This is a genomic window from Streptomyces sp. NPDC006544 (assembly GCF_040611715.1).
Taxonomy (GTDB): domain Bacteria; phylum Actinomycetota; class Actinomycetes; order Streptomycetales; family Streptomycetaceae; genus Streptomyces.
Map to the genome: position 1 here is coordinate 1 of NZ_JBEXOV010000032.1, position 21,515 is coordinate 21,515.

Annotated in this window: 15 protein-coding genes, 1 pseudogene and 1 riboswitch; of the genes and pseudogenes, 6 read left to right on the forward strand and 10 right to left on the reverse strand. The window is 72.5% G+C overall.

The window, feature by feature from the left end; translation table 11 throughout:
• A partial coding sequence (locus tag ABZY44_RS17180) for a GNAT family N-acetyltransferase (RefSeq protein WP_356654512.1) occupies window positions 1-1,906 on the reverse strand: 1,906 nt, incomplete at its 3' end.
• 184 nt (window positions 1,907-2,090) lie between these two features.
• On the opposite strand from ABZY44_RS17180, the gene ABZY44_RS17185 reads away from it, so the two are divergent.
• Window positions 2,091-2,372 (forward strand): HPr family phosphocarrier protein, encoded by a 282-nt coding sequence (locus tag ABZY44_RS17185; protein WP_356654514.1) that lies wholly within the window; start codon window positions 2,091-2,093, stop codon window positions 2,370-2,372.
• Window positions 2,373-2,727: 355 nt separating this feature from the next.
• Here the strand turns inward: ABZY44_RS17185 and ABZY44_RS17190 are convergent, their stop codons facing one another.
• From ABZY44_RS17190 to ABZY44_RS17205, 4 genes are all read right to left on the reverse strand, one after another.
• Window positions 2,728-3,393: a GntR family transcriptional regulator gene (locus tag ABZY44_RS17190; protein ID WP_356654516.1), complete on the reverse strand. Its 666-nt coding sequence runs from the start codon at window positions 3,391-3,393 to the stop codon at window positions 2,728-2,730.
• Window positions 3,394-3,645: 252 nt separating this feature from the next.
• The gene (locus tag ABZY44_RS17195; protein ID WP_356654518.1) at window positions 3,646-4,443 is read right to left on the reverse strand and encodes a M23 family metallopeptidase; all 798 of its coding nucleotides are present in this window, start codon (window positions 4,441-4,443) and stop codon (window positions 3,646-3,648) included.
• Window positions 4,444-4,455: 12 nt separating this feature from the next.
• Window positions 4,456-4,615, reverse strand: a riboswitch (cyclic di-AMP (ydaO/yuaA leader).
• A 184-nt stretch (window positions 4,616-4,799) separates the two neighbouring features.
• A complete protein-coding gene (locus tag ABZY44_RS17200) occupies window positions 4,800-6,167 on the reverse strand; it encodes a pitrilysin family protein (protein ID WP_356654605.1) in 1,368 nt (455 codons plus the stop codon).
• Window positions 6,168-6,187: 20 nt separating this feature from the next.
• The gene (locus ABZY44_RS17205) at window positions 6,188-7,561 is read right to left on the reverse strand and encodes a pitrilysin family protein (protein WP_356654520.1); all 1,374 of its coding nucleotides are present in this window, start codon (window positions 7,559-7,561) and stop codon (window positions 6,188-6,190) included.
• A gap of 324 nt (window positions 7,562-7,885) precedes the next feature.
• Between ABZY44_RS17205 and ABZY44_RS17210 the strand changes: the two genes are divergently transcribed.
• Window positions 7,886-10,342 (forward strand): DNA topoisomerase IV subunit A, encoded by a 2,457-nt coding sequence (locus tag ABZY44_RS17210; protein WP_356654522.1) that lies wholly within the window; start codon window positions 7,886-7,888, stop codon window positions 10,340-10,342.
• A gap of 102 nt (window positions 10,343-10,444) precedes the next feature.
• Complete coding sequence (locus ABZY44_RS17215; protein WP_356654524.1) at window positions 10,445-12,535, forward strand: restriction endonuclease; 2,091 nt, start codon at window positions 10,445-10,447, stop codon at window positions 12,533-12,535.
• A gap of 22 nt (window positions 12,536-12,557) precedes the next feature.
• On the opposite strand, the gene ABZY44_RS17220 is transcribed toward ABZY44_RS17215, so the two are convergent.
• Window positions 12,558-13,736: a GTP-binding protein gene (locus ABZY44_RS17220; protein ID WP_356654526.1), complete on the reverse strand. Its 1,179-nt coding sequence runs from the start codon at window positions 13,734-13,736 to the stop codon at window positions 12,558-12,560.
• Between the two features lie 14 nt (window positions 13,737-13,750).
• Window positions 13,751-14,911 carry a citrate synthase gene (locus ABZY44_RS17225; protein WP_356654528.1) on the reverse strand — a complete coding sequence of 387 codons (1,161 nt, stop codon included), beginning with the start codon at window positions 14,909-14,911 and terminating at the stop codon, window positions 13,751-13,753.
• A 70-nt stretch (window positions 14,912-14,981) separates the two neighbouring features.
• Between ABZY44_RS17225 and ABZY44_RS17230 the strand changes: the two genes are divergently transcribed.
• A complete protein-coding gene (locus ABZY44_RS17230) occupies window positions 14,982-16,235 on the forward strand; it encodes a citrate synthase family protein (protein WP_356654530.1) in 1,254 nt (417 codons plus the stop codon).
• 48 nt (window positions 16,236-16,283) lie between these two features.
• Here ABZY44_RS17230 and ABZY44_RS17235 read toward each other — a convergent pair.
• Window positions 16,284-16,502 (reverse strand): annotated as a pseudogene (locus ABZY44_RS17235) (hypothetical protein); the annotation flags it as partial.
• Between the two features lie 370 nt (window positions 16,503-16,872).
• Here ABZY44_RS17235 and ABZY44_RS17240 point away from each other — a divergent pair.
• Both ABZY44_RS17240 and ABZY44_RS17245 read left to right on the forward strand, forming a co-directional pair.
• Window positions 16,873-18,474: a sensor histidine kinase gene (locus ABZY44_RS17240; protein ID WP_356654607.1), complete on the forward strand. Its 1,602-nt coding sequence runs from the start codon at window positions 16,873-16,875 to the stop codon at window positions 18,472-18,474.
• Window positions 18,471-19,205: a response regulator gene (locus ABZY44_RS17245; protein ID WP_356654532.1), complete on the forward strand. Its 735-nt coding sequence runs from the start codon at window positions 18,471-18,473 to the stop codon at window positions 19,203-19,205. The genes ABZY44_RS17240 and ABZY44_RS17245 overlap by 4 nt, the downstream gene beginning before the upstream one ends.
• A gap of 54 nt (window positions 19,206-19,259) precedes the next feature.
• Here ABZY44_RS17245 and ABZY44_RS17250 read toward each other — a convergent pair whose 3' ends face one another.
• Both ABZY44_RS17250 and ABZY44_RS17255 read right to left on the reverse strand, forming a co-directional pair.
• Window positions 19,260-20,852 (reverse strand): cation acetate symporter, encoded by a 1,593-nt coding sequence (locus ABZY44_RS17250; RefSeq protein WP_356654534.1) that lies wholly within the window; start codon window positions 20,850-20,852, stop codon window positions 19,260-19,262.
• Entirely contained in the window at window positions 20,849-21,403 is a 555-nt protein-coding gene (locus tag ABZY44_RS17255) for a DUF485 domain-containing protein (RefSeq protein ID WP_356654536.1), read from the reverse strand. The genes ABZY44_RS17250 and ABZY44_RS17255 overlap by 4 nt, the downstream gene beginning before the upstream one ends.
• Between the last annotated feature and the right edge of the window lie 112 nt (window positions 21,404-21,515).

Consider the following 21,515-nt stretch of genomic DNA (forward strand, 5'->3'; position numbering starts at 1 on the left):
CCGCGGCCGCGGGAGGGCCCGTCGGCGTCGTCGCCGCCGTGCGCGCGGTGGTGACCGCTCCGGGCGGCGCCGCCGGGCCGGTCACCGCCGAGAGGGCCTCGGCCAGGGCGCCCAGCTCCACGTGGACCACGGCCACCGGCTTGCCCGGGTGCTCCCGGGCCGCCGCGCGCAGGGCCTCCGCCAGGTCGTCCGCCAGCGCGTGCTCGCTCACCCAGGGGATCGCGGTGACGACCAGGGCGTCGTTGTCCGGCGAGGCCAGCGCCGCGGCGACCGCCGCACGGAAGTCCTCCGGCGAAGCCGCCGTCGTCAGGTCCAGCGGTGGGAGCGGGCGCAGCCCCTCCGTGAGGCAGGCGTCGTAGGTGAGCACCCCGAGCGACTCGGAGTTCCCGAGGATCGCCACCCGGGGACCGGCCGGCAGGGGCTGGGAGGCCAGCAGCAGGCCGACGTCCACCAGCTCCGTCACCGTGTCGACCCTGATCACGCCGGCCTGGCGCAGCAGCGCCGACACCGTCGCCTCGGGCAGCCGGGTGCCGGGGACCACGTGTCCGGCGGGGGTGTGGCGGCCGCCCTTGGCGACGACCACCGGCTTGACGGCGGCCGTGCGCCGGGCGAGCCGGGTGAACTTCCGCGGGTTGCCCAGGGTCTCCAGGTACATCAGCGCGACGTCGGTCGCCTCGTCGTCGTACCAGTACTGCAGGATGTCGTTGCCCGAGACGTCCGCCCGGTTCCCGGCGGAGACGAAGGACGACAGCCCTTCCCCGCGCCGCAGCAGCCCCGAGAGCAGCGCGATGCCGATCGCTCCGGACTGGGTGAACAGGCCGACCCGTCCCCGCACGGGGGCCGGGGCGGGGGCGAGCGAGGCGTTCAGCTCCACCTCGGGCGCGGTGTTGATCACCCCGAAGGCGTTGGGGCCGATGAGCCGCATCCCGTACGAGCGCACCTGCCGCACCAGTTCGCGCTGGCGGGCCAGGCCTTCGGCGCCGCTCTCCCCGTAGCCGGCGGACAGCACCACCAGGCCCTGCACCCCGTGTTCGCCGCAGGCGGCCACGGCCTCCGGGACCCGGTCCGCCGGGACCGCGATCACCGCGAGGTCCACCGGGGCGCCGATGTCGCCGACCGCGCGGTAGGCCCGTACGCCGTCCAGCAGGTCGGCGCCGGTCGCCTCGTTGACGGCGTAGAGGTGGCCGTGGAAGCCGCTGTCGCGCAGGTTGCGCAGGGCGGCCGCGCCCACTCCCCCGCCGGAGCGGCTGACTCCGATCACGGCCACGGATCCGGGGGCGAGGAGCCGCTGCACGGAGCGGGCTTCGGCGCGCTGTTCACGGGCACGCTGGACGGCCAGGGACTCGGCGGTGGGTTCGAGGTCGAGAGTGAGGTGGACGGAGCCGTCCTCGAAGCTGCGCTTCTGCTGGTAGCCGACGTCCGTGAACACCTTGATCATCTTGGTGTTGGCGGGCAGCACCTCGGCGACGAAGCGGCGGATTCCGCGCTCGCGCGCCACCGCGCCGATGTGTTCGAGCAGGGCGGAGGCCACGCCGCGCCCCTGGTGGGCGTCCTGGACGAGGAAGGCGACCTCGGCCTCGTCGGAGGGCCCGGTGGCCGACCGCCCGTCGGAGTCGATCCGGTCGAAGCGGACGGTGGCGATGAACTCGCCGCCGATCGTCGCGGCGAGGCCGACGCGGTCCACGTAGTCGTGGTGCGTGAAGCGGCGCACGTCGCGGGCGGAGAGGCGGGGGTAGGGGGCGAAGAACCGGTAGTACTTCGACTCGTCGGAGACCTGTTCGTAGAAGCTGACCAGCCGGCCGGCGTCGTCGGTGGTGATGGGCCGGATCCGGGCGGTTCCGCCGTCGCGCAGGACGACGTCCGCTTCCCAGTGGTCCGGGTACGAGGGGTCCGACTCGGTGGTCATGGGGCCACCTTAGGGCGTGCACGGTTCGAGTGGCCCGGGCGCGGCGCATCGGACAAGCCATGCCGGATCAGGGCAAGCTGAGACAGGCCGAACGGCGGGAAATCCGGGCCGAAGGTCGGTTCTACCATTCCGGACGTCGTGAGAGACTGGTCTAGACAACCGTAAGAACCTGAAGGGCATCACCATGGCAGAGCGCCGCGTCAACGTCGGGTGGGCCGAGGGCCTGCACGCTCGTCCCGCCTCGATCTTCGTCCGCGCGACGACCGCTTCCGGCGTCCCGGTGACCATCGCGAAGGCCGGCGGCGACCCCGTCAACGCCGCCTCCATGCTGGCGGTCCTGGGCCTGGGCGCCCAGGGCGGCGAGGAGATCGTCCTCACGTCCGAGGCCGAGGGTGCCGAGGCCGCGCTGGACCGGCTCGCGAAGCTGGTCGCCGAGGGCCTCGACGAGCTCCCCGAGACCGTCTGACCCTTCGGGTTCGACCCGTACGACCCGCACGACCCGCACGGCGAAGCCGTTGCCCCCGACCGCGTCGGGGGCAACGGCTTCTTCGCGCTCCGCCCCGCGGGGAGCGGCGGCCGGAGAGCGCGACGGAGATACGGAGGGGAGATACGGGGCTCGAGGCGGCGAGCGGCGGGGCGGCCAGCGGCGGGGTAATCGGCGGCCCGGTATTCAGGTCACGACAAGCCGGCACCACAACGGCCGGCTCGCCCGGAAATACGCAAGCGAATTCCGATAGCAGGCCGGCCGCGCGCACACGAATTGCACCGTCCCGATATCGGCGGCCGCCGCGCGAATACCAGACCTTTGTATACGGGGTTTGTTAATGCGGACCGCTCGCCGTGTTTACGGCAGGTTGCGGAGTCCTCACCCGGAGCCGGTGCGCCCCGGCCGCCCGGTCCACGTGGACCGCGGTCAGCGCCCGGGCCCGCTCCGCGTCGCCCCGCGTCACCGCGTCCACGATCGCGCCGTGCTCCGCCCAGGACTCCACGGGCCGCACCGGGGCGTCCACCACGTACATCCAGGCCACCTTGTGCCGCATCTGGGTGAGCAGCGCGATCAGGCCGGGACTGTCGGAGGCCTGGGCGAGCGTCTCGTGGAACCAGCCGCCCAGGGAGCGCAGGTCCTCCCCCTGCCCCCTCTTGGCCCGCTCCTGGCCCAGCCTGACCAGCCCCCGGAGCACTTTGAGGTGGCCCTCGCTGCGCCGTCGGGCCGCACGGGCGGCCGCCAGCGGCTCCAGCAGCATCCGCAGCTCGAGGAGGTCCGCGGCCTCCCGCTCGGTCGGCTCGGCCACGCACGCGCCCGCGTGCCGCCGGGTGGTGACGAAGCCCTCCGACTCCAGCGTGCGCAGTGCCTCGCGCACCGGGACGCGCGAGACTCCGTACCGGCGGGCCAGCACCTCTTCGGTCAGCCGGGCGCCGGGCCCGAACACGCCGGAGACGATGTCGTCGCGAATTGCTGTGCATACCGTGTGCGCGGGAATACGCAAGACCGGACCTCCGCCTTTTTCGTATGACTGTGCGCGCTGCGATTCTATTGCAACACACGATAATTTCCGAGGACGGCCGGAAATACGAAACATTCCCACGCGTCCGGGGCCCGCCTCGAAGGCGATCCGCGGGGACCGACGCACGAAGGCCCCGGCTCAGGAGAGCCGGGGCCTTCGGGGAAGACGCGCGGTGCGGTGGTCGGCCGGACGGCGTACCGCCGGGCCCGGTGGTGCGGACCGGGTGCGGACCGGTCAGACGTTGACGCCGTGCGAGCGCAGGTACGCGACCGGGTCGATGTCCGAGCCGTAGTCGGCGCCGGTGCGGGCTTCGAAGTGCAGGTGCGGGCCGCTGGAGTTGCCCGTGGAGCCCGACAGGCCGATCTTCTGGCCCGGGGTGACCTGCTGGCCGACGGAGACGCTCAGCGAGCTCATGTGGCCGTACTGGGTGTACGTGCCGTCGGCGTGCTTGATGACGATGTTGTTGCCGTACGCGCCGCCCCAGCCCGCCTCGACCACGGTGCCCATGCCGACCGCGTGGACCTCGGTGCCGGAGGCGGCGTGGAAGTCGATGCCGGTGTGGCTGCCGGAGGACCACATGCCGCCGCCCGCGTGGTACTGGGTGCTGACGTAGGACTCCGCGACGGGGGACACGAAGGTGTTGAGGCGCTTGCGCTCCTCCTCGCGGGCCGCACGCTCGGCGGCCTCGCGCTCGGCCTTGGCACGCGCCTCGGCCTTCACCTTGGCCTCTGCCGCCCGCTGCTTCGCGTCGGCCTCGGCCTGCGCCTTGGCGGCGGCGGCCTCGGCGGCACGCTGCTGGGAGGCGGCCTGGGCCTCGATCTCGCCCTCGAGCCCGTCGGCCACGACGATGGTGTTCATGCCGGTGTCCTCGACGGAGGGGGCATGGTCCGCGGCGAACGCGGGGCCGGCCAGGGAGCCGACGACGCCCGTGGTGGCGAGGGCCGCGATGCCGGCGTAACCGGCGGTCCTGCGGCTCAGACGACTGGAACCGCGGTGCTTGCCGGACCCGGCGGTACGACTGCCAAACGCCATGAAGGGGTTGATCCTTTCCTTCCCTCTCGCCTACCGGGTTAGCTGACGGGTTCGGAGCAGGAAGGTCTCCTACGGGCCTCCACTTGCGAGGCGGCCCGATTCACCCCAGGGACACATGTGGGTCCCCGGCTCCCCAGGCTCGCGCCTGACGGGGACTCGGCGATCGCTGCCCGGTGCCGCGGGTGCGGCGGTTACCACTGACGGACAGCACGCCTGACGCTAGGCGGATCATCAGTCAATCGCCAAACAGACGCGCCTTTTTGTTGCGTTCGCCACACCGCATACAAGCAACCACACCACTAAACGGACAAAAGGGGTTCCAGCGAACAAGTCGCCGGAACCCCTTGGGTGTCCGCTCAGTTGGTCACCACGGTCACCTCGCCGATACCGAGGGCGCGCACCGGCTCCTCGATCTGCGAGGCGTCGCCCACCAGGACCGTGACCAGGCGGTTCACCGGGAACGCGCTGACGACCGCCGAAGTGGCCTCCACCGTCCCGGTTTCGGCGAGCCGCGCGTACAACTGCGCCTGGTAGTCGTCCGGCAGCTCCTGCTCGACCTGGTCGGCGAGGGTGCCGGCGACCGAGGCGGCCGTCTCGAACTTCAGCGGGGCCACGCCCACCAAGTTCTGTACCGCCACGTCCCGTTCGGCATCGGTCAGGCCGCCCTCCGCGAGGGTGCGCAGCACCTTCCAGAGGTCGTCCAGCGCCGGGCCGGTGTTCGGGGTGTCCACCGAGCCGCTGATGGCGAGCATCGAGGCGCCCTTGCCGTCGGCGGTGGAGCGCAGCACCTGACCGAAGGCGCGCACGCCGTACGTGTACCCCTTCTCCTCGCGCAGCACCTTGTCCAGGCGCGAGGTGAGGGTGCCGCCCAGGCAGTACGTGCCGAGCACCTGGGGCGCCCAGACGCGGTCGTGCCGGTCCGGCCCGATGCGGCCGATCAGCAACTGGGTCTGTACCGCGCCGGGCCGGTCCACGATGACCACGCGGCCGGTGTCGTCGGCGGTGACCGGCGTGACCGGGCGCGGTTCGGTGGTGTCACCGGTCCAGGCGCCCAGGGTGTCCGCGAGGACGGCGTCGAGGTCGATGCCGGTCAGGTCGCCGACGACCACCGCGGTGGCGGTGGCGGGGCGTACATGGGCGTCGTAGAAGGCCCGTACGGCGCCGGAGTCGATGCGGGAGACCGTGTCCTCGGTGCCCTGGCGGGGGCGGGACATCCGCAGGGTCGCCGGGAACAGCTCCTGCGAGAGCTGCTTGGCGGCGCGGCGCTGGGGGTTGGCCAGCTCGTGCGGGATCTCGTCGAGCCGGTTGCGCACCAGGCGGTCGACCTCGGCGTCGGCGAAGGCCGGCGCGCGCAGCGCCTCGGCGACCAGGCCGAGCGCCTTGTGCAGCCGCGACGCGGGGACCTCCAGGGAGACCCGCAGGCCCGGGTGGTCGGCGTGCGCGTCGAGGGTGGCCCCGCAGCGGTCCAGCTCGGCCGCGAACTCCTCGGCGGAATGCTTGTCGGTGCCCTCGGCCAGCGCGCGGGCCATGATGGTGGCCACGCCGTCGAGGCCCTCGGGCTCGGCGTCCAGCGGGGCGGCGAGGTTGATCTCGACCGCGACGACCTGCTGCCCGGGGCGGTGGCAGCGCAGCAGGGTCAGGCCGTTGGCCAGGACCGTGCGGTCGGGGGCCGGGAAGGCCCACGGCTGCGGCTCGCCGGCCTGGGGGCGCGGGTGGAAGGTCATCGTGACGGCTGCGGTGTCGCTCACTGCTCCGCCCCTTCGTTCTCGTCGCCGTTCCCGGCGCTCTCGTCGGTGTCGTGCGACCCGTCGGTCTCGTCCGCCGCGATCGGCTCGTACACGAGCACCGCGCGGTTGTCCGGGCGCAGGCGGGCCGCGGCCACGGCCTGCACCTCCTCGGCGGTGACGTCGAGGACGCGCTGGACGGCGGTCAGGGCCAGCTGCGGGTCGCCGAACAGCACCGCGAAGCGGCACAGTTCGTCGGCGCGGCCGGAGACCGTGCTCAGCCGGTCCAGCCACTCGCGCTCGAGCTGGGCCTGCGCGCGCTCCATCTCCTCCGCCGTCGGGCCCTCGGCGGCGAACCGCGCGAGCTCCTCGTCGACGGCGGCCTCGATGTCGGGCACGTCGACCCCGCTCGAGGTCTTGACGTCCAGCCAGCCGAGGGAGGGGGCGCCGGCCAGGCGCAGCATCCCGAAGCCGGCCGCGACGGCGCTCTGGTCGCGCCGCACCAGGCGGTTGTGCAGGCGGGAGGAGTCTCCGCTGCCGAGGATGGTCAGCGCCACGTCGGCGGCGTCGCACGCGCGGGTGCCGTCGTGCGGGAGCCGGTAGGCGGCCATCAGCGCGCGGGCCGGGACCTCTTCGACGATCTCCTCGCGCAGCTGCTCGCCCATGATGTCGGGGAGCGAGCCGTCGCGCGGCGGCTGCTTGCCGTCGTGGGCGGGAATGGTGCCGAAGTACTTCTCGATCCAGGCGAGCGTCCGCTCCGGGTCGATGTCGCCGACGACCGACAGCACCGCGTTGTTGGGCGCGTAGTACGTGCGGAAGAACGTGCGCGCGTCCTCCAGGGACGCGGCGTCCAGGTCGGCCATCGAGCCGATCGGGGTGTGGTGGTACGGGTGGCCGTCCGGGTACGCCAGGGCTGTCAGCCTCTCGAAGGCCGTGCCGTACGGGACGTTGTCGTACCGCTGGCGGCGCTCGTTCTTGACGACGTCGCGCTGGTTCTCCATGGACTCCTCGTCCAGGGCGGCCAGCAGCGAGCCCATCCGGTCCGCCTCCAGCCAGAGCGCGAGCTCCAGCTGGTGCGTCGGCATCGTCTCGAAGTAGTTGGTGCGCTCGAAGCTGGTGGTGCCGTTGAGGGAACCGCCGGCGCCCTGGACCAGCTCGAAGTGGTCGTTGCCGGAGACGTTCGCCGAGCCCTGGAACATCAGGTGCTCGAAGAGGTGAGCCAGGCCGGTACGCCCCTTGACTTCGTGGCGCGAGCCGACGTCGTACCAGAGGCAGACCGCGGCGACCGGGGTCAGGTGGTCCTCGGACAGCACCACGCGCAGGCCGTTGGCCAGCCTGTGCTCGGTCGCTGTGAGGCCGCCGGAGCCGGCCTGGGCTGTGGCCGTGTGACCCATGGGCATGTGGTCCCTTCGATCGCGATGCAGAGATTCCTGTCAGACCTGCCACTGTATGCAAGCGCGTCGGCGACCGGAGAAGTTCCCGGCCCACTCCTGGGTCGGAGTCGGCGTTGTCGGTGCCTCGGGCCACAATGGTCCGCGTCACCCGTGTACGAATCCCAGCCAGACCCCGCCCAGAGCACCGCCCGGCCCCCGCCGCCCGGCCCCCGCCGGACCCGGGTGCACCCGCGCACCACCTCCGTACGAGACTCGTACGGAGCACCAGCCCCGCCCCCTGAGAGCCCAGCTCATCCCGATTCTTGGTTAAGGAGCCGCGCAGCGATGGCCCGCCGCAGCACGAAGACCCCGCCGCCGGAGGATTTCGAGGAGAAGATCCTCGACATCGACGTCGTCGACGAAATGCAGGGCTCCTTCCTCGAGTACGCGTACTCGGTGATCTACTCCCGCGCCCTGCCCGACGCACGCGACGGCATGAAGCCGGTGCACCGGCGCATCGTCTACCAGATGAACGAGATGGGCCTGCGCCCCGACCGCGGGTACGTGAAGTGCGCCCGTGTCGTCGGCGAGGTCATGGGCAAGCTCCACCCGCACGGCGACGCGTCGATCTACGACGCGCTCGTCCGCATGGCACAGCCCTTCTCCATGCGCCTCCCCCTGGTGGACGGCCACGGCAACTTTGGCTCGCTCGGCAACGACGACCCGCCGGCCGCGATGCGTTACACCGAGTCCAGGATGGCCGACGCCGCCTCGCTGATGACGGAGTCGATCGACGAGAACACGGTCGACTTCAACGCGAACTACGACGGCCAGGAGCAGGAGCCCGTCGTACTGCCCGCGGCGTACCCGAACCTGCTGGTCAACGGCGCGTCCGGAATCGCGGTCGGCATGGCCACCAACATGGCGCCGCACAACCTCGGCGAGGTCATCGCGGCCGCCCGCCACCTGATCCGCTACCCGGAGGCGGACCTGGAGGCGCTGATGCGCTTCGTGCCGGGTCCCGACCTGCCCACCGGCGGCCGGATCGTGGGCCTCGCGGGCATCAAGGACGCCTACGAGAACGGCCGCGGCACCTTCAAGATCCGCGCGACCGTGGCCCTGGAGGACGTGACCCCGCGCCGCAAGGGCCTGGTCGTCACCGAACTGCCCTTCACGGTCGGCCCCGAGAAGGTCATCGCGAAGATCAAGGACCTGGTCGGCGCGAAGAAGCTCCAAGGCATCGCGGACGTCAAGGACCTCACCGACCGCTCGCACGGCCTGCGCCTGGTCATCGAGATCAAGAACGGTTTCCACCCCGAGGCCGTGCTCGAGCAGCTGTACAAGCTGACGCCGATGGAGGAGTCCTTCGGCATCAACAACGTCGCGCTGGTCGACGGACAGCCGCTGACGCTGGGCCTCAAGGAGCTGCTGGAGGTCTACCTCGACCACCGCTTCGAGGTCGTGCGGCGCCGCAGCGAGTTCCGCCGGGGCAAGCGCCGCGACCGGCTGCACCTGGTCGAGGGCCTGCTTGTGGCCCTGGTCGACATCGACGAGGTCATCCGGATCATCCGGGACAGCGACAACTCCGCCCAGGCCAAGGAACGCCTGATGGAGCGCTTCTCCCTGAGCGAGATCCAGACCCAGTACATCCTGGACACCCCGCTGCGCCGGCTCACCCGCTTCGACCGGATCGAGCTGGAGTCCGAGCGCGACCGGCTGGCCGGCGAGATCGACGAGCTGACCGGGATCCTGGACTCCGACACCGAGCTGCGCAAGCTGGTCTCCGCCGAACTGGCCGCGGTCTCCAAGAAGTTCGGCACGGAGCGGCGTACGGTGCTGCTGGAGTCGGCGGGGACGCCGGTCGCGGCGGTACCGCTTGAGGTCGCGGACACCCCGTGCCGGGTGCTGCTCTCCTCCACCGGTCTGCTGGCCCGCACGCCGAACGCCGACCCGCTCCCCGAGGAGGAGGGCGGCGCCCGCGCCAAGCACGACCTGGTCGTCTCACAGGTCGCGGCGACCGCGCGGGCCGACATCGGCGTGGTGACCTCGTACGGGCGGCTCCTGCGGCTGTCGGTGATCGATCTGCCGCAGCTGCCGGACACCCACGCCGCGCCGAACCTGGCGGGCGGCGCCCCGGTCTCGGAGTTCCTCTCCGGGCTGGAGGCGGACGAGAAGGTCGTCTGCCTGACCTCGCTGGACGAATCGGGGCAGGGCCTGGCGCTCGGCACCGAGCAGGGCGTGGTCAAGCGGGTGGTGCCGGACTACCCGGCGAACAAGGACGAGCTCGAGGTCATCACGCTCAAGGACGGCGACCGGATCATCGGCGCGGTCGAGCTGCGCACGGGCGAGGAGGACCTGGTCTTCATCACCGACGACGCGCAGTTGCTGCGCTATCCGGCGGCCCAGGTCCGCCCGCAGGGCCGCCCGGCGGGCGGCATGGCGGGCATCAAGCTCGCGGACGACGCCAAGGTGATCCACTTCTCGGCGGTGGACCCGGCGCGCGACGCGGTCGTGTTCACGGTGGCGGGCTCGCAGGGGACGCTGGACGACTCGATGCTGTCCGGGAAGCTGACCCCGTTCGACCAGTACCCGCGCAAGGGCCGGGCCACCGGCGGCGTGCGCTGCCAGCGCTTCCTCAAGGGCGAGGACCTGCTCGTCCTGGCCTGGGCGGGCGGCTCGCCGGCCCGCGCGGCCGCGGCGAACGGGACCCCGGCGGAACTGCTCGCCGTGGACCCGCGCCGGGACGGTTCGGGTACGGCACTGCCGGCCGCCGTCGCGGCACTGGCGGGGGCCGCGCTGTAGGAGGTACGACGTCATTCGGGTGGTACGTCCTGGGGACGTACCACCCGAATGGCGACTAGTGTTTTCCCGTTGGTGCTTGCGGTGGGGGTCGGGGGAATGCTGATGAGCCGTCGGTCGAGCGGGATGATCGGGGATTGGGCCGAGGCGCAGCGCAGGCAGCAGCGAACGCAGGTGATTCAGCAACGCGAGGCGGAGCGCCGTCGGCGGGCATGGGACCGGGACGTGGCCCGTGGTGAGCGAGAGCAGCAGGCCGCGTACCGGCAGCACCGCGAGGCCGAGGCACGGCGGCGTACAGAGGCCATGGAAGCCGAAGTCGCGGCGTTACAACACCTGTTGCTCAGGGGCTGCCGGGCCGCGCCGTTCCGGATGGCCTCGCTGGTGCGGAGCGAGCAGCTCGAACCGTTCGATCCGGGATCCCTGGCGCAGCCGGTGGCAACGCCGCGCATCGAGCAGTTTCAGCAGCAGAGCAGTGGCATGGCACTGGGTTCGTACCGGCGGGCCCAAGCGGAGCGCGAGGCGCATGCCCAGTTCACGAGAGCCTCGCTGAAGGCGCAGGCGGCGGAGACCCGCCGCCAACGGCAACTGACCGAGAACCGGCAGGAGTACGACCGGTGGGCGGCCGAGTATCTCGCAGGTGTTCGCGCGCACAACGGTGGACTGACCGAGCTGGCGGGGAGGCTCCGCGCGGGTGAGGCCGAGGCCGTGGTGGACTACTTCTCGGCCGCCCTGTACGCCTCAACGGCCTGGCCGGAGGAACTACCGAGGCAGGTGTCGGCCGCGTACGACCAGACGGTGCGGCAACTGGTGCTCGACTGGGAGCTGCCTCGGCACGAGGTGGTGCCTGAGATCAAGTCGGTCCGATATCTACCGAGTACGGACCAAGACAAGGAGACGGTCCGCCCGGCCACGCAGCGTCGAGCACTGTACCGGGACCTACTGGCGCAGTGTGTGCTGTTGGTGGTACGCGATCTTTACGCGGCGGACGAGTTCGGCGTGCTGGACTCGGTAGTGGTCAACGGCTTCGTGGACGCCCACGATCCGGTGACGGGTCTGGAGGCGCAGCTGGTGGTCGCGACGGTGTCCGCGGCCCGGTCGGCCTTCGAAGGGCTGCGGCTGGAGCAGGTCAGCGCGGTGGACTGCCTGGTGACGGGGTTGCGCGGGCAGTTGTCGGCACGGCCGGAGCAACTGACGTCCGTGCGCGCGGGGCGCCGGCCAGAGGAGGTCGGCGCGGTCGTCAGCCACGGCGGCCACGCGGAGGGCGACGCGGACGAACCGGACCTCTTCGCGATGGACCCGATCGTCTTCGAGAACCTGGTCGCCGAACTGTTCCGGGCGATGGGCATGGAGGCGGTGACCACGCAGCGGTCGGGCGACGGCGGTGTGGACGTCGAGGCGCTGGACCCCACACCGATCCGGGGCGGCCGGATCGTGGTGCAGGTCAAGCGGTACCGGCACACGGTCCCGCCTACAGCCGTACGGGACCTGTATGGCACGGTCCAGGATCGCGGGGCGAACAAGGGGGTGCTGGTCACCACCGCGACCTTCGGCCCTACGTCGTACGCATTCATCACGGACAAGCCGCTGGAACTTGTGGACGGGGCCACGCTCGTGGGCCTGCTTCACCAGCACGGGCTACGAGGCCGACTCGGCGGCGGCCAGGCGGCCTCGGTATCGACCCAGCGCACAGCGGAGCCCGCACCCCCATCCAGAGACCACAACATCCTCGGCATGTCCTGGACGGGCTCGGTCGCGCTGGACGTGTGCGCGCTGGTCTGCGAGGGCAACCGGGTGCTGAGCGAGGACCACTTCGTGTTCTTCAACAACCCCCGCACGCCGGACGGTTCGGTACGCACGCACCCGCACGCGGCGCCCGACAAGGCGGCGCTGCTGGTCGCCTTCGACGCTTTGCCGCAGTCCGCCGACCGGCTGGTCCTCGTGGCCGCGGTCGACCCGGAGGTCAATCCGGACGCGGACCTGGCGGGCTTCACGGACGCCCGGATCCGGCTGCTGGACGCCGCGGGCGGGGAGCTGGGACAGCTGGAGGTCTCCGACGGCCGCGCCGGCGAAACCGCCCTGGTCCTCGGCTCCTTTCGGCGGCGCCCGGGCGGCGACTGGGACTTCGTCCTCGGCGGCAAGGGCTACCGGGGCGGCCTGGAATCCCTGCTCGGCGACTTCGGCATCGAGGTCGCCTGACGGGACCCGAGGGGCCGCCCTCCTAGAAGTCCTCGGGATCGGTTTCGGCTCCGAAGTCCGCTTCCGGATCGGCTTCCGGATGGGCTTCCGGATCGGGGCCGGCGCCGGCCTCGGGGGCCGGGGCCGGCGGGCGGTGGACGTAGCGCAGCACGCCCCACATGCTCTCCGGGCCGGTGTTCTGCGGCTCCGGTTCGCGGCAGGCTTCCAGCTCGCGGAGCAGGGACGGGCCGTCGGTACCCGATCCGATGAGGACCAACTGCGTCAGGCGCGGCTCGCCCCGGCCCCAGGGGTGCGGGGCGAAGCGCAGGAAGCGGCCGACCGCGTGGATCTCGTAGCGCTCCTGGTGACCGGGGACGCCGAAGTGGACGGAACCCTTGATCCGGTAGAGGCCGGCCGGGCGGCGGTCGAGGAACCGCATGAGACGGCGCGGGTCGAGGGCCTGCTCGGACACGAACTCCGTGCTCTGGTACGCCGCGTGGGCGTGCCGCCCGCAATCACCCTCGTGATCGTGTCCGTCGTGTCCTTCGTGGCCGTCGTGGCCGTCGTGGCCGCGCGCCTGGACCAGCAGGTCCTCGAAGGACAACTGGCCGCGCGTCTCGGTCCACGGGCGGCGGTCGAAGAGCAGTTCCGGGTCGATCCGCCCGTGGTCGGCGCCGACGACCGGGGTGCCGGGGCCGCAGAGCCCGGCGAGCGCGCGCTCGATCCGGGTCCGTTCGGCAGCGTCGACGCGGTCGGTCTTGTTCAGCACCACCAGGTCCGCGACGGCCAGGTGCCGGTCGGTCTCCGGGTGCGCGGCCCGGGTCCGGTCGAACTCCGCCGCGTCGACGATCTGCACCATTCCGCCGTAGCGGACGGCCGGGTTCTCGTTGGCGACGAGCATCCGGACCATCTCCTGCGGCTCCGCCAGCCCGCTCGCCTCGATGACGATCACGTCGATGCGGTGGACCGGGTCGGCGAGCTTCTCCAGGTACGCGTCGAGCTCGCTGCCGTCCACCGCGCAGCACAGGCAGCCGCCCCCGAGGGAGACCATCGAGTCGCCGACCTGGCCGGCCACCGACATCGCGTCGACCTCGATGGAGCCGAAGTCGTTGACGACGACCCCGATCCGGGTCCCTCCCCGGTTGCCGAGGAGGTGGTTGAGGACGGTCGTCTTGCCGGATCCGAGGAATCCGGCGAGGACGACGACGGGGATGCTGTTCACCCGCCCGATGGTAGTCAGCGCAGGACGGGAACCGGATGGGGCGGGGTCGGGCCGGTGTAGCGGGCGGCCGGGCGGATGATCTTCGAGTCGGCGGCCTGTTCGAGGACGTTCGCGCTCCAGCCGACCACCCGGGCCGTGCAGAAGGTCGGGGTGAACATCTCGCGCGGCAGCCCGCACAGTTCCATGACCACGCCCGCGTAGAACTCCACGTTGGTGTGCAGTTCGCGGCCCGGCTTGAGCTCGGCGAGGATCTCCTCCACGCGCCGCTCCACCTCCACGGCGAGGTCCACGAGCGGGCCGCCGAAGCCGCGGGCGATGTCGCGCAGCATGCGCGAGCGCGGGTCCTCGGTGCGGTAGACCGGGTGCCCGAAGCCCATGATCCGGTCGCCCGCACGCACCCGCTCGCGGATCCACGGGTCGATCCGGTCCGCCGTGCCGATGGCGTCCAGGGTGTCCAGGGCCCGGCTGGGAGCGCCGCCGTGCAGCGGGCCGGAGAGCGCGCCGATCGCCCCGGTGAGGCAGGCCGCGACGTCCGCGCCGGTCGAGGCGATCACGCGGGCGGTGAAGGTGGAGGCGTTGAAACCGTGGTCGACCGTCGCGATCAGGTACCGCTCGACCGCCCGGGCCCTGACCGGGTCGGGTTCCTGACCGGTCAGCATGTAGAGGTAGTTGGCGGCGTACGGGAGGTCCCCGCGGGGTTCCACCGGCTCGAGCCCCTGCCCGAGCCGGTACAGGGCGGTGAGCAGGGTCGGTACCGCGGCGCAGGCGGCCAGCGCGTCGGCGGCCCGGCACTCGGGGCCGAGGTCGTAGACCGGGCGGAATCCGGTGGCGGCGCCGAGCAGGGAGAGCGCCGTGCGCAGACCGGCGAGCGGCCCGGAGAGGGCGGTGGCACGGGCCAGCGCGGGCAGGGCGTCCCGGACCTCGTCGGGGAGCCGGCGCAGCGGGGCGATCTCGGCGGCGAAAGCGGCGCGTTCGGCGGCGTCGGCCGGGAGCGTGCCGCGGAACATCAGGTGCCAGACGTCCTCGAAGGTGCGGTGCTCGGCGAGCTCCACGGCCGAGTACTGGCGGTAGTGGTAGAAGCCCTCGCGGCCTCGGACGTCACCGAGCCGGGTGTCGGTGACCACGACTCCCGCAAGGCCTCGGGGGGTTTCGGAGGGTACGGCGGTGGTGTTCATGTCTCGACCATCGATGATGGATTCAATCCTTGTCAATATTGATTCAATCAATATCTGTAAGGTATGCGTCATGAATGAGGAGTCCGGTGAGTCCGGCCAGCGAAGGCTCAGCACCCAGGAGGCGGCCCACCTCCTCGGCGTGAAGCCCGCCACCGTCTACGCCTACGTCAGCCGCGGTCAGCTCACCAGCCGCCGCGACCCGGTGGGACGCGGGAGCAGCTTCGACGCCCGCGAGGTGGAAGCCCTGGCCCGGCGCAGCCGGCGCGAGGCGGCCGTCCCCGCAGGTTCCGCCGGGGAGCTGTCCGTCCGCACCTCGCTCACGCTCATCGAGTCCGACCGCTACTACTTCCGCGGCGTGGACGCGGTGGAGCTGGCCTCGCGGCACCGATACGAGGAGGTCGCCGAGTGGCTGTGGACGGGGACCCTGGTGCGCGGGGCCCGGTTCACCGCTCACCCGGACGCCCTCGCCGCGGCCCGGCGGGCGGTCGCCGCGCTGCCCCCGCACAGTGGTCCGGTCGACCGCCTGCGGGTGGCCGTCGCCGCCGCCGCGGTCGCGGACCCCCTGCGCTTCGACCTCTCCGAGCCTGCGGTGCTCGGCTCCGCGCGCTCCCTGATCCCCACCTTGGTCGGCGCCCTGCCCGAAGTGGGGCCGTCGCAGTGGGGCGGGGACGGCAGGCTCGCCCGGCAGCTGTGGCCGCGGCTCTCCCCCCTGGAACCCGATCCGGACGCCCTGGCCGTGCTGGACCTGGCGCTGGGGCTGCTGACCGACCACGATCTGGCCGCCTCGACCCTGGCCGTGCGGGTCGCGGCGTCGGCGCGCGCGCATCCGTACGCCGCGGTGTCGGCCGGGCTCGGCGCGCTCGAGGGACCGCTGCACGGCGCGGCCGGCCGGCTCGCGCACCGGATGCTGGTGGAGGTGCTGGAACGGGGCGGGGCGGCGCCGGTGGTCGCGGAGTACCTGCGCGCCGGGCGCCGGGTACCGGGGCTCGGTCACCGGCTGTACACGGGCGAGGACCCCCGTGCCGCGGTTCTGTTCGCACGGCTGGAGCCGCTGGCGCAGGCCGGGCCGGCCCTGGAGGCGGCGCGCGAGGTGGCCGGATTGACGGCGCGGCACGGCGGCGGCCTGTACCCCAATGTGGACCTGGCGCTGGCGGTGCTGACGGTGTCCTGCGGGATGGCTCCGGAGGCCGGGGAGACCGTCTTCGCGGTGGCCCGAACGGCCGGGTGGATCGCGCACGCGCTCGAGGAGTACCAGGAGCGCCCGCTGCGGATGCGGCCGAGCGGGCAGTACCACGGGCCCCGCCCGCCACAGCCGATGCCGTGACGGGCGGGGTCGTCCGGGGAGGACGAGAAGGGCGTGCCGTGCGCCGGATCAGCCGGCGTAGGCCTCGAGCTCGCTGAGCTGCCCGGCCGGCCAGCCGGTGTCGCCGGTGACGCTCACCCGCAGGTGGCGCAGGTGCGTACCGTCCGGGAGGGTGATGGTGACCCGGTTGCCGGCGGCCGGTTCGAAGCGGTAGCCCTGGGAGGCGGCGACGGTGGTGAAGTTCGAGCCGTCGGCGCTGCCGAGGACGGAGAGGGTCTGGGTCGTAGCCCTGGGTGTGCGAGGACTCGGAGACGGGCCGGCCCTGGGCCGGGTTCCGCGTGGGGTCGGGGGTCAGGGGTTGGCCTGGGCGTCGGCGTGGGCGTCGGGCTCGGCGTGGGGGTCGGGTCCGGGCCCGGCTGGTCGTTGGCCGGCGGGAACGGTCCGCAGTAGGTGTGCGGCAGCTTGGTGTTCCAGCCGGAGTTCCCACCGCCCTGCGTCAGCTTCGACTGCGGGCCCAGGCAGCTGTAGACGGGCTCGGCGAAGCCGATCCGGGCGGCGCGCAAGCCGGGCGCAGATCACGCAAGCCATTTGCGTACAGGCTGGAAATTCCGCTGACGCCCGAACCGCCCTACGGTTCCTAGTCATGCGGTTCCTTCTCATGAGCGCTCGGCGCCTCGGGCTGCCCAGACGGGCCGTCTCCCAGATCCTCCTGACCCAGCTGGCCATCGCCGCCGGGGTCCTCGCCCTGGCCACCGGACTCTTCCTGGCTCCGCTGAGCGCGCAGCTCGACGACCAGGCCATGCGCCGCGCGCTGGCCATCGCCCAGAGCGCGGCGGCCGACCCTTCGCTCGCCGCCGGCCTCCTCGGCTCGGACCCGTCGCCGGACGGACCGGTCCAGGCGTCGGCCGAGCGGATCCGCCGGGCCACGGGAGCCGAGTACGTGGTCGTCGTCGACACCGACGGGATCCGCCGCTCCCACCCGAGCCCCGAGCGCATCGGACAGCCCGTCTCCACCGACCCCGGAGACGCCCTGGCGGGCCGCGAGGTCATGGAGATCGGCGAAGGCACCCTCGGCCGCTCCGCGCGCGGCAAGGTCCCGCTGCTCGCCGCCGACGGAGAGGTCGTGGGCGCCGTCTCGGTCGGCATCGCCTACGACAGCGTCCAGGGCCGGCTGCTCGGTGCCGTCCCGGGCCTCCTCGCGTACGCGGGCGGCGCCCTGGCGGCCGGTGCGCTCGCCGCCTACCTGCTCTCCCGCCGGATCCAGCGGCAGACCCGCGACCTGGCCTTCTCCGATATCGCGGGCCTGCTCGCCGAACGCGAGGCCATGCTGCACTCCATCCGCGAAGGCGTGATCGCCCTCGACCCGGGCGGCCGGGTCCGGCTGGTCAACGACGAGGCGGCCCGGCTGCTGGGCCTCGACCCCGACGCGGCCGGCGCCGTCGCGGGGCGCGCGCTGGACGACGTACTGGGCGCGGGCCGCACCACCGACGTCCTCACCGGCCGGGTCACCGGCCGCGACCTGCTCACCGTCCGGGGCCCCCGGGTCCTGGTCGCCAACCGGATGCCCACCGAGGACGGCGGAGCCGTGGCCACCCTGCGCGACCGCACCGAGCTGGAGCACCTGGGACGCGAGCTCGATTCCACCAAGGGGCTGATCGACGCCCTGCGCGCCCAGGACCACGAGCACGCCAACCGCCTCCACACCCTCCTCGGGCTGCTGGAACTGGGCCTGTACGAGGAGGCCGTGGAGTTCGTGACGGAGGTCGTCGGAGTGCACCGCAGTACCGCCGAACAGGTCACCGAGAAGGTCCACGACCCGCTGCTCGCCGCCCTGCTGGTGGGCAAGGCCACGGTCGCGGCCGAACGCGGCGTCCCGTTGCGCCTGGCCGACGCCGCCCTGCTGCCCGACCGTCTCGTCGATCCCGGAGGCCTGGTCACCATCCTCGGCAACCTGGTCGACAACGCCCTCGACGCGGCCGCGGGCTCGCCGGCGCCCCTGGTCGAGGTCGACATCCGGGCGGACGGCCGCACGGCGGTGCTGCTGGTCCGCGACAGCGGCCCCGGTATCCCGCCGGCGCGCCGCGAGGAGATCTTCACCGAGGGCTGGTCGACCAAGCAGCCCCAGCCCCACCGTGAGCGCGGGCTCGGTCTCGCGCTGGTACGGCGCCTGGCGGAGCGGCAGGGCGGCACGGTCCGGGCCGGCGCGACAGCGGACGGAGGGGCGGAATTCTCCGTCGTGCTCCCGGAGGCCCTGCGATGAACGCGACCCCGGACGAGCCGTCCGGCGGACACGGCGTCCCGCGCGACTTCGACGTCCTGGTCGTCGACGACGACACGCGGGTCGCCCGGATCAACGCGGCGTACGTGGCGAAGGTTCCCGGCTTCCGCGTGGCGGCCCGGGCGCACTCCGCGGCCGAGGCCCTGGCGGTCCTGGACACCCGTGCCGTGGACCTGATCCTGCTCGACCACTACCTCCCCGACGAGAACGGCCTCGACCTGGTCCGGCGCCTGCGCGAGCGCGGCCACCACACCGACGTGATCATGGTGACGGCCGCCCGCGACCTGGCCACCGTCCAGGCCGCGATGCGCCTCGGCGCCCTCCAGTACCTGGTCAAACCCTTCACCTTCGGGGGCCTGCGCGCACGGCTGGAGGCCTACGGGGCGCTACGGCGCACCCTGGACACGGGCGGCGAGGCCGAACAGGCCGAGGTCGACCGCATCTTCGGCGCCCTCGCCGCGGCCGGCGCCCCGAACGACCTCCCCAAGGGCCACTCCCCCACCACCGCCGACACGGTCCGCCAGGTCCTGCGCACGGCCGAAGGACCGCTCTCCACCCAGCAGATCGCCGACCTCGCCGGCATCAGCCGCCAGACCGCCCAGCGCTACCTCAAACTCCTCGACCGCACCGGCCGCGTCACCCTGGCCCTGCGCTACGGCGAAACGGGCCGCCCGGAACACCGCTACGCATGGCGCCCGCCCACCCCTGGGTGACGCGGACCGGCCGGTGGCCCTGCCCCGGCCCGCGCATCCGCGCCGGCCCCGGACCTACACCGCTCCGGCCCCCGTCAAGGAGCGGACCTCCGTCTCCGCGTGCCGGCGCTCGTCCGGCTCCTCCACCGAGGTCACCGTGCCCAGCCATCCCGCCAGGAATCCCAGCGGGATCGAGACGAGGCCGGGGTTCTGGAGCGGGAAGTACTGGAAGTCCACCCCGGGGAAGAGGGATTCAGGGCTGCCGGAGACCACCGGGGACAGTGCCACCAGCAGCACCGCCGGGACCAGACCCCCGTACACGGACCAGACCGCGCCGCGCGTGGTGAAGCCGCGCCAGAACAGCGAGTACAGCAGCACCGGCAGGTTCGCCGAGGCCGCCACCGCGAAGGCAAGTCCCACCAGGAACGCCACGTTCAGGTCCTGGGCGAGCAGCCCCAGGGCGATCGCCACCGCCCCGATCCCCGCGGCCGCGGCCCTGGCCACCGTGACCTCGCTGCGCTGACGGGCGTGACGGCGCTTCAGTGAGGCGTACAGGTCGTGCGCGACGGAGGCCGACGAGGCCAGGGTGATCCCCGCGACCACCGCGAGGATCGTGGCGAAGGCGATGGCGGCCACGACGGCGAACAGCACCGCTCCGCCCGTGGATTCGGCGCCGCCGCCCAGGAAGGCCGCGAGCAGCGGAACCGCCGTGTTCCCCGAGGCGTTGGAGGCCTTGACCTGCTCCGGGCCGAGCAGCGCCGCCGCGCCGAAGCCCAGGACGATGGTCATCAGGTAGAAGCCGCCGATCAGCGCGATCGCCCACACCACCGACCGGCGGGCGGCCCGGGCCGTGGGCACCGTGTAGAACCGCGACAGGATGTGCGGCAGCCCGGCCGTCCCGAGGACGAGGGCGAGTCCGAGACTCATGAAGTCGAAGCGGGCCGTCCAGTCGCCGCCGTACTTCAGCCCCGGGCCGAGGAACCGCTCCCCGTACCCGCTGCGCTCCGCGGCGCTGCTGAGCAGCTGGTCGAAGTTCCCGTGGAAACGGACGAGCACCAGCACGGTCAGGGTGATCGCCCCGCCCATGAGCAGCACGGCCTTGACGATCTGGATCCAGGTGGTGGCCCGCATGCCGCCGAAGGACACGTAGATCACCATGAGCGCGCCGACCCCGATCACGGTCAGCGTCCGCGCGGTGCGGCCGGAATCGGCGAGCAGCAGGCCCACCAGGCTGCCCGCGCCGACCATCTGCGCGACGAGGTACAGGACGGAGACCACGACCGAGGAGGTGCCCGCGGCGATCCGCACGGGCCGCTCGCTCATCCGGGCGGCGACCACGTCGGCGAGGGTGAAGCGGCCGCAGTTGCGGACGAGTTCGGCGACGAGGAACAGCACGACGAGCCACGCGACGAGGAAGCCCACCGAGTAGAGGAGGCCGTCGTATCCGAAGAGCGCGATCAGGCCGGAGATGCCGAGGAAGGAGGCGGCGGACATGTAGTCGCCGGCGATGGCGAAACCGTTTTCCAGCGGGGAGAACAGTCGGCCGCCCGCGTAGAACTCCTCCGCCGAGCCGTGCCGGTTGCGGCTGACCCACGTGGTGATCCCGAGGGTGACGGCGATGAAGACGCTGAACAGGATCAGCGCCAGCGTCTGGTGCTCGGTGGTCACCGGCCCGCCCCCCGGGTCCTGGTGCGCTCCCCCGCGTCCGCCCGGCGGACCTGCTCCTGCTCGAAGACGGTCCAGCGCAGGTCCAGGGCCGCGCGGTCGCGACGCAGCCGCGCGTGCCGGGCGTAGGCCCAGGTCAGCAGGAAGGTGCTGAGGAACTGACCGAGGCCCGCCAGGAGGGCCACGTTGACGGATCCGACCACGGGCCGGGCCATCATGCCGGGCGCCGTGGTAGCCGCGATCACGTAGGCGACGTACCAGAGGAAGAAGCCGACGGTCGCGGGGACCACGAACCTCCGGTAGCGGCTGCGCACCTCCTGGAAGGCGGCGCTGCGCTGCACTTCGAGGTAGATGTCGGACGCGCCGAGCGCGTGCGGGCCGTGCGAGGGGAAGCCGGACGGCGACGTTTCCGCACCCTCGCCGGCGGTCCCGCCGGAACCCTCGCCCGCACCGGCACCCGCGCCCTCGCCCTCGCCCCATCCGACGGCGAGCGCGTCGTACCAGGGGTCGTCCAGCCGGATCGTTCCGGCATCACGACCTTCGTGCTTGTCCACCGAACTCTCCTTGTCCGCCGCCGCATTGGCCGCGTGCCCACAAGGATGTGCGGGAGAGGGGTTTCCGGACTGGTGTACCGGTGCTCTTCACTCCATCAGGTGATGGGGTGAA

What these genes read in the sequence shown, in the direction of transcription:
- ABZY44_RS17245 (WP_356654532.1), top strand. Translation starts at nt 18,471, where the DNA reads ATGAACGCGACCCCGGACGAGCCGTCCGGCGGACACGGCGTCCCGCGC.
- ABZY44_RS17195 (WP_356654518.1), bottom strand. Translation starts at nt 4,443, where the DNA reads ATGGCGTTTGGCAGTCGTACCGCCGGGTCCGGCAAGCACCGCGGTTCC.
- ABZY44_RS17210 (WP_356654522.1), top strand. Translation starts at nt 7,886, where the DNA reads ATGGCCCGCCGCAGCACGAAGACCCCGCCGCCGGAGGATTTCGAGGAG.
- ABZY44_RS17240 (WP_356654607.1), top strand. Translation starts at nt 16,873, where the DNA reads ATGAGCGCTCGGCGCCTCGGGCTGCCCAGACGGGCCGTCTCCCAGATC.
- ABZY44_RS17200 (WP_356654605.1), bottom strand. Translation starts at nt 6,167, where the DNA reads ATGACCTTCCACCCGCGCCCCCAGGCCGGCGAGCCGCAGCCGTGGGCC.
- ABZY44_RS17230 (WP_356654530.1), top strand. Translation starts at nt 14,982, where the DNA reads ATGAATGAGGAGTCCGGTGAGTCCGGCCAGCGAAGGCTCAGCACCCAG.
- ABZY44_RS17205 (WP_356654520.1), bottom strand. Translation starts at nt 7,561, where the DNA reads ATGGGTCACACGGCCACAGCCCAGGCCGGCTCCGGCGGCCTCACAGCG.
- ABZY44_RS17185 (WP_356654514.1), top strand. Translation starts at nt 2,091, where the DNA reads ATGGCAGAGCGCCGCGTCAACGTCGGGTGGGCCGAGGGCCTGCACGCT.
- ABZY44_RS17225 (WP_356654528.1), bottom strand. Translation starts at nt 14,911, where the DNA reads ATGAACACCACCGCCGTACCCTCCGAAACCCCCCGAGGCCTTGCGGGA.
- ABZY44_RS17215 (WP_356654524.1), top strand. Translation starts at nt 10,445, where the DNA reads ATGAGCCGTCGGTCGAGCGGGATGATCGGGGATTGGGCCGAGGCGCAG.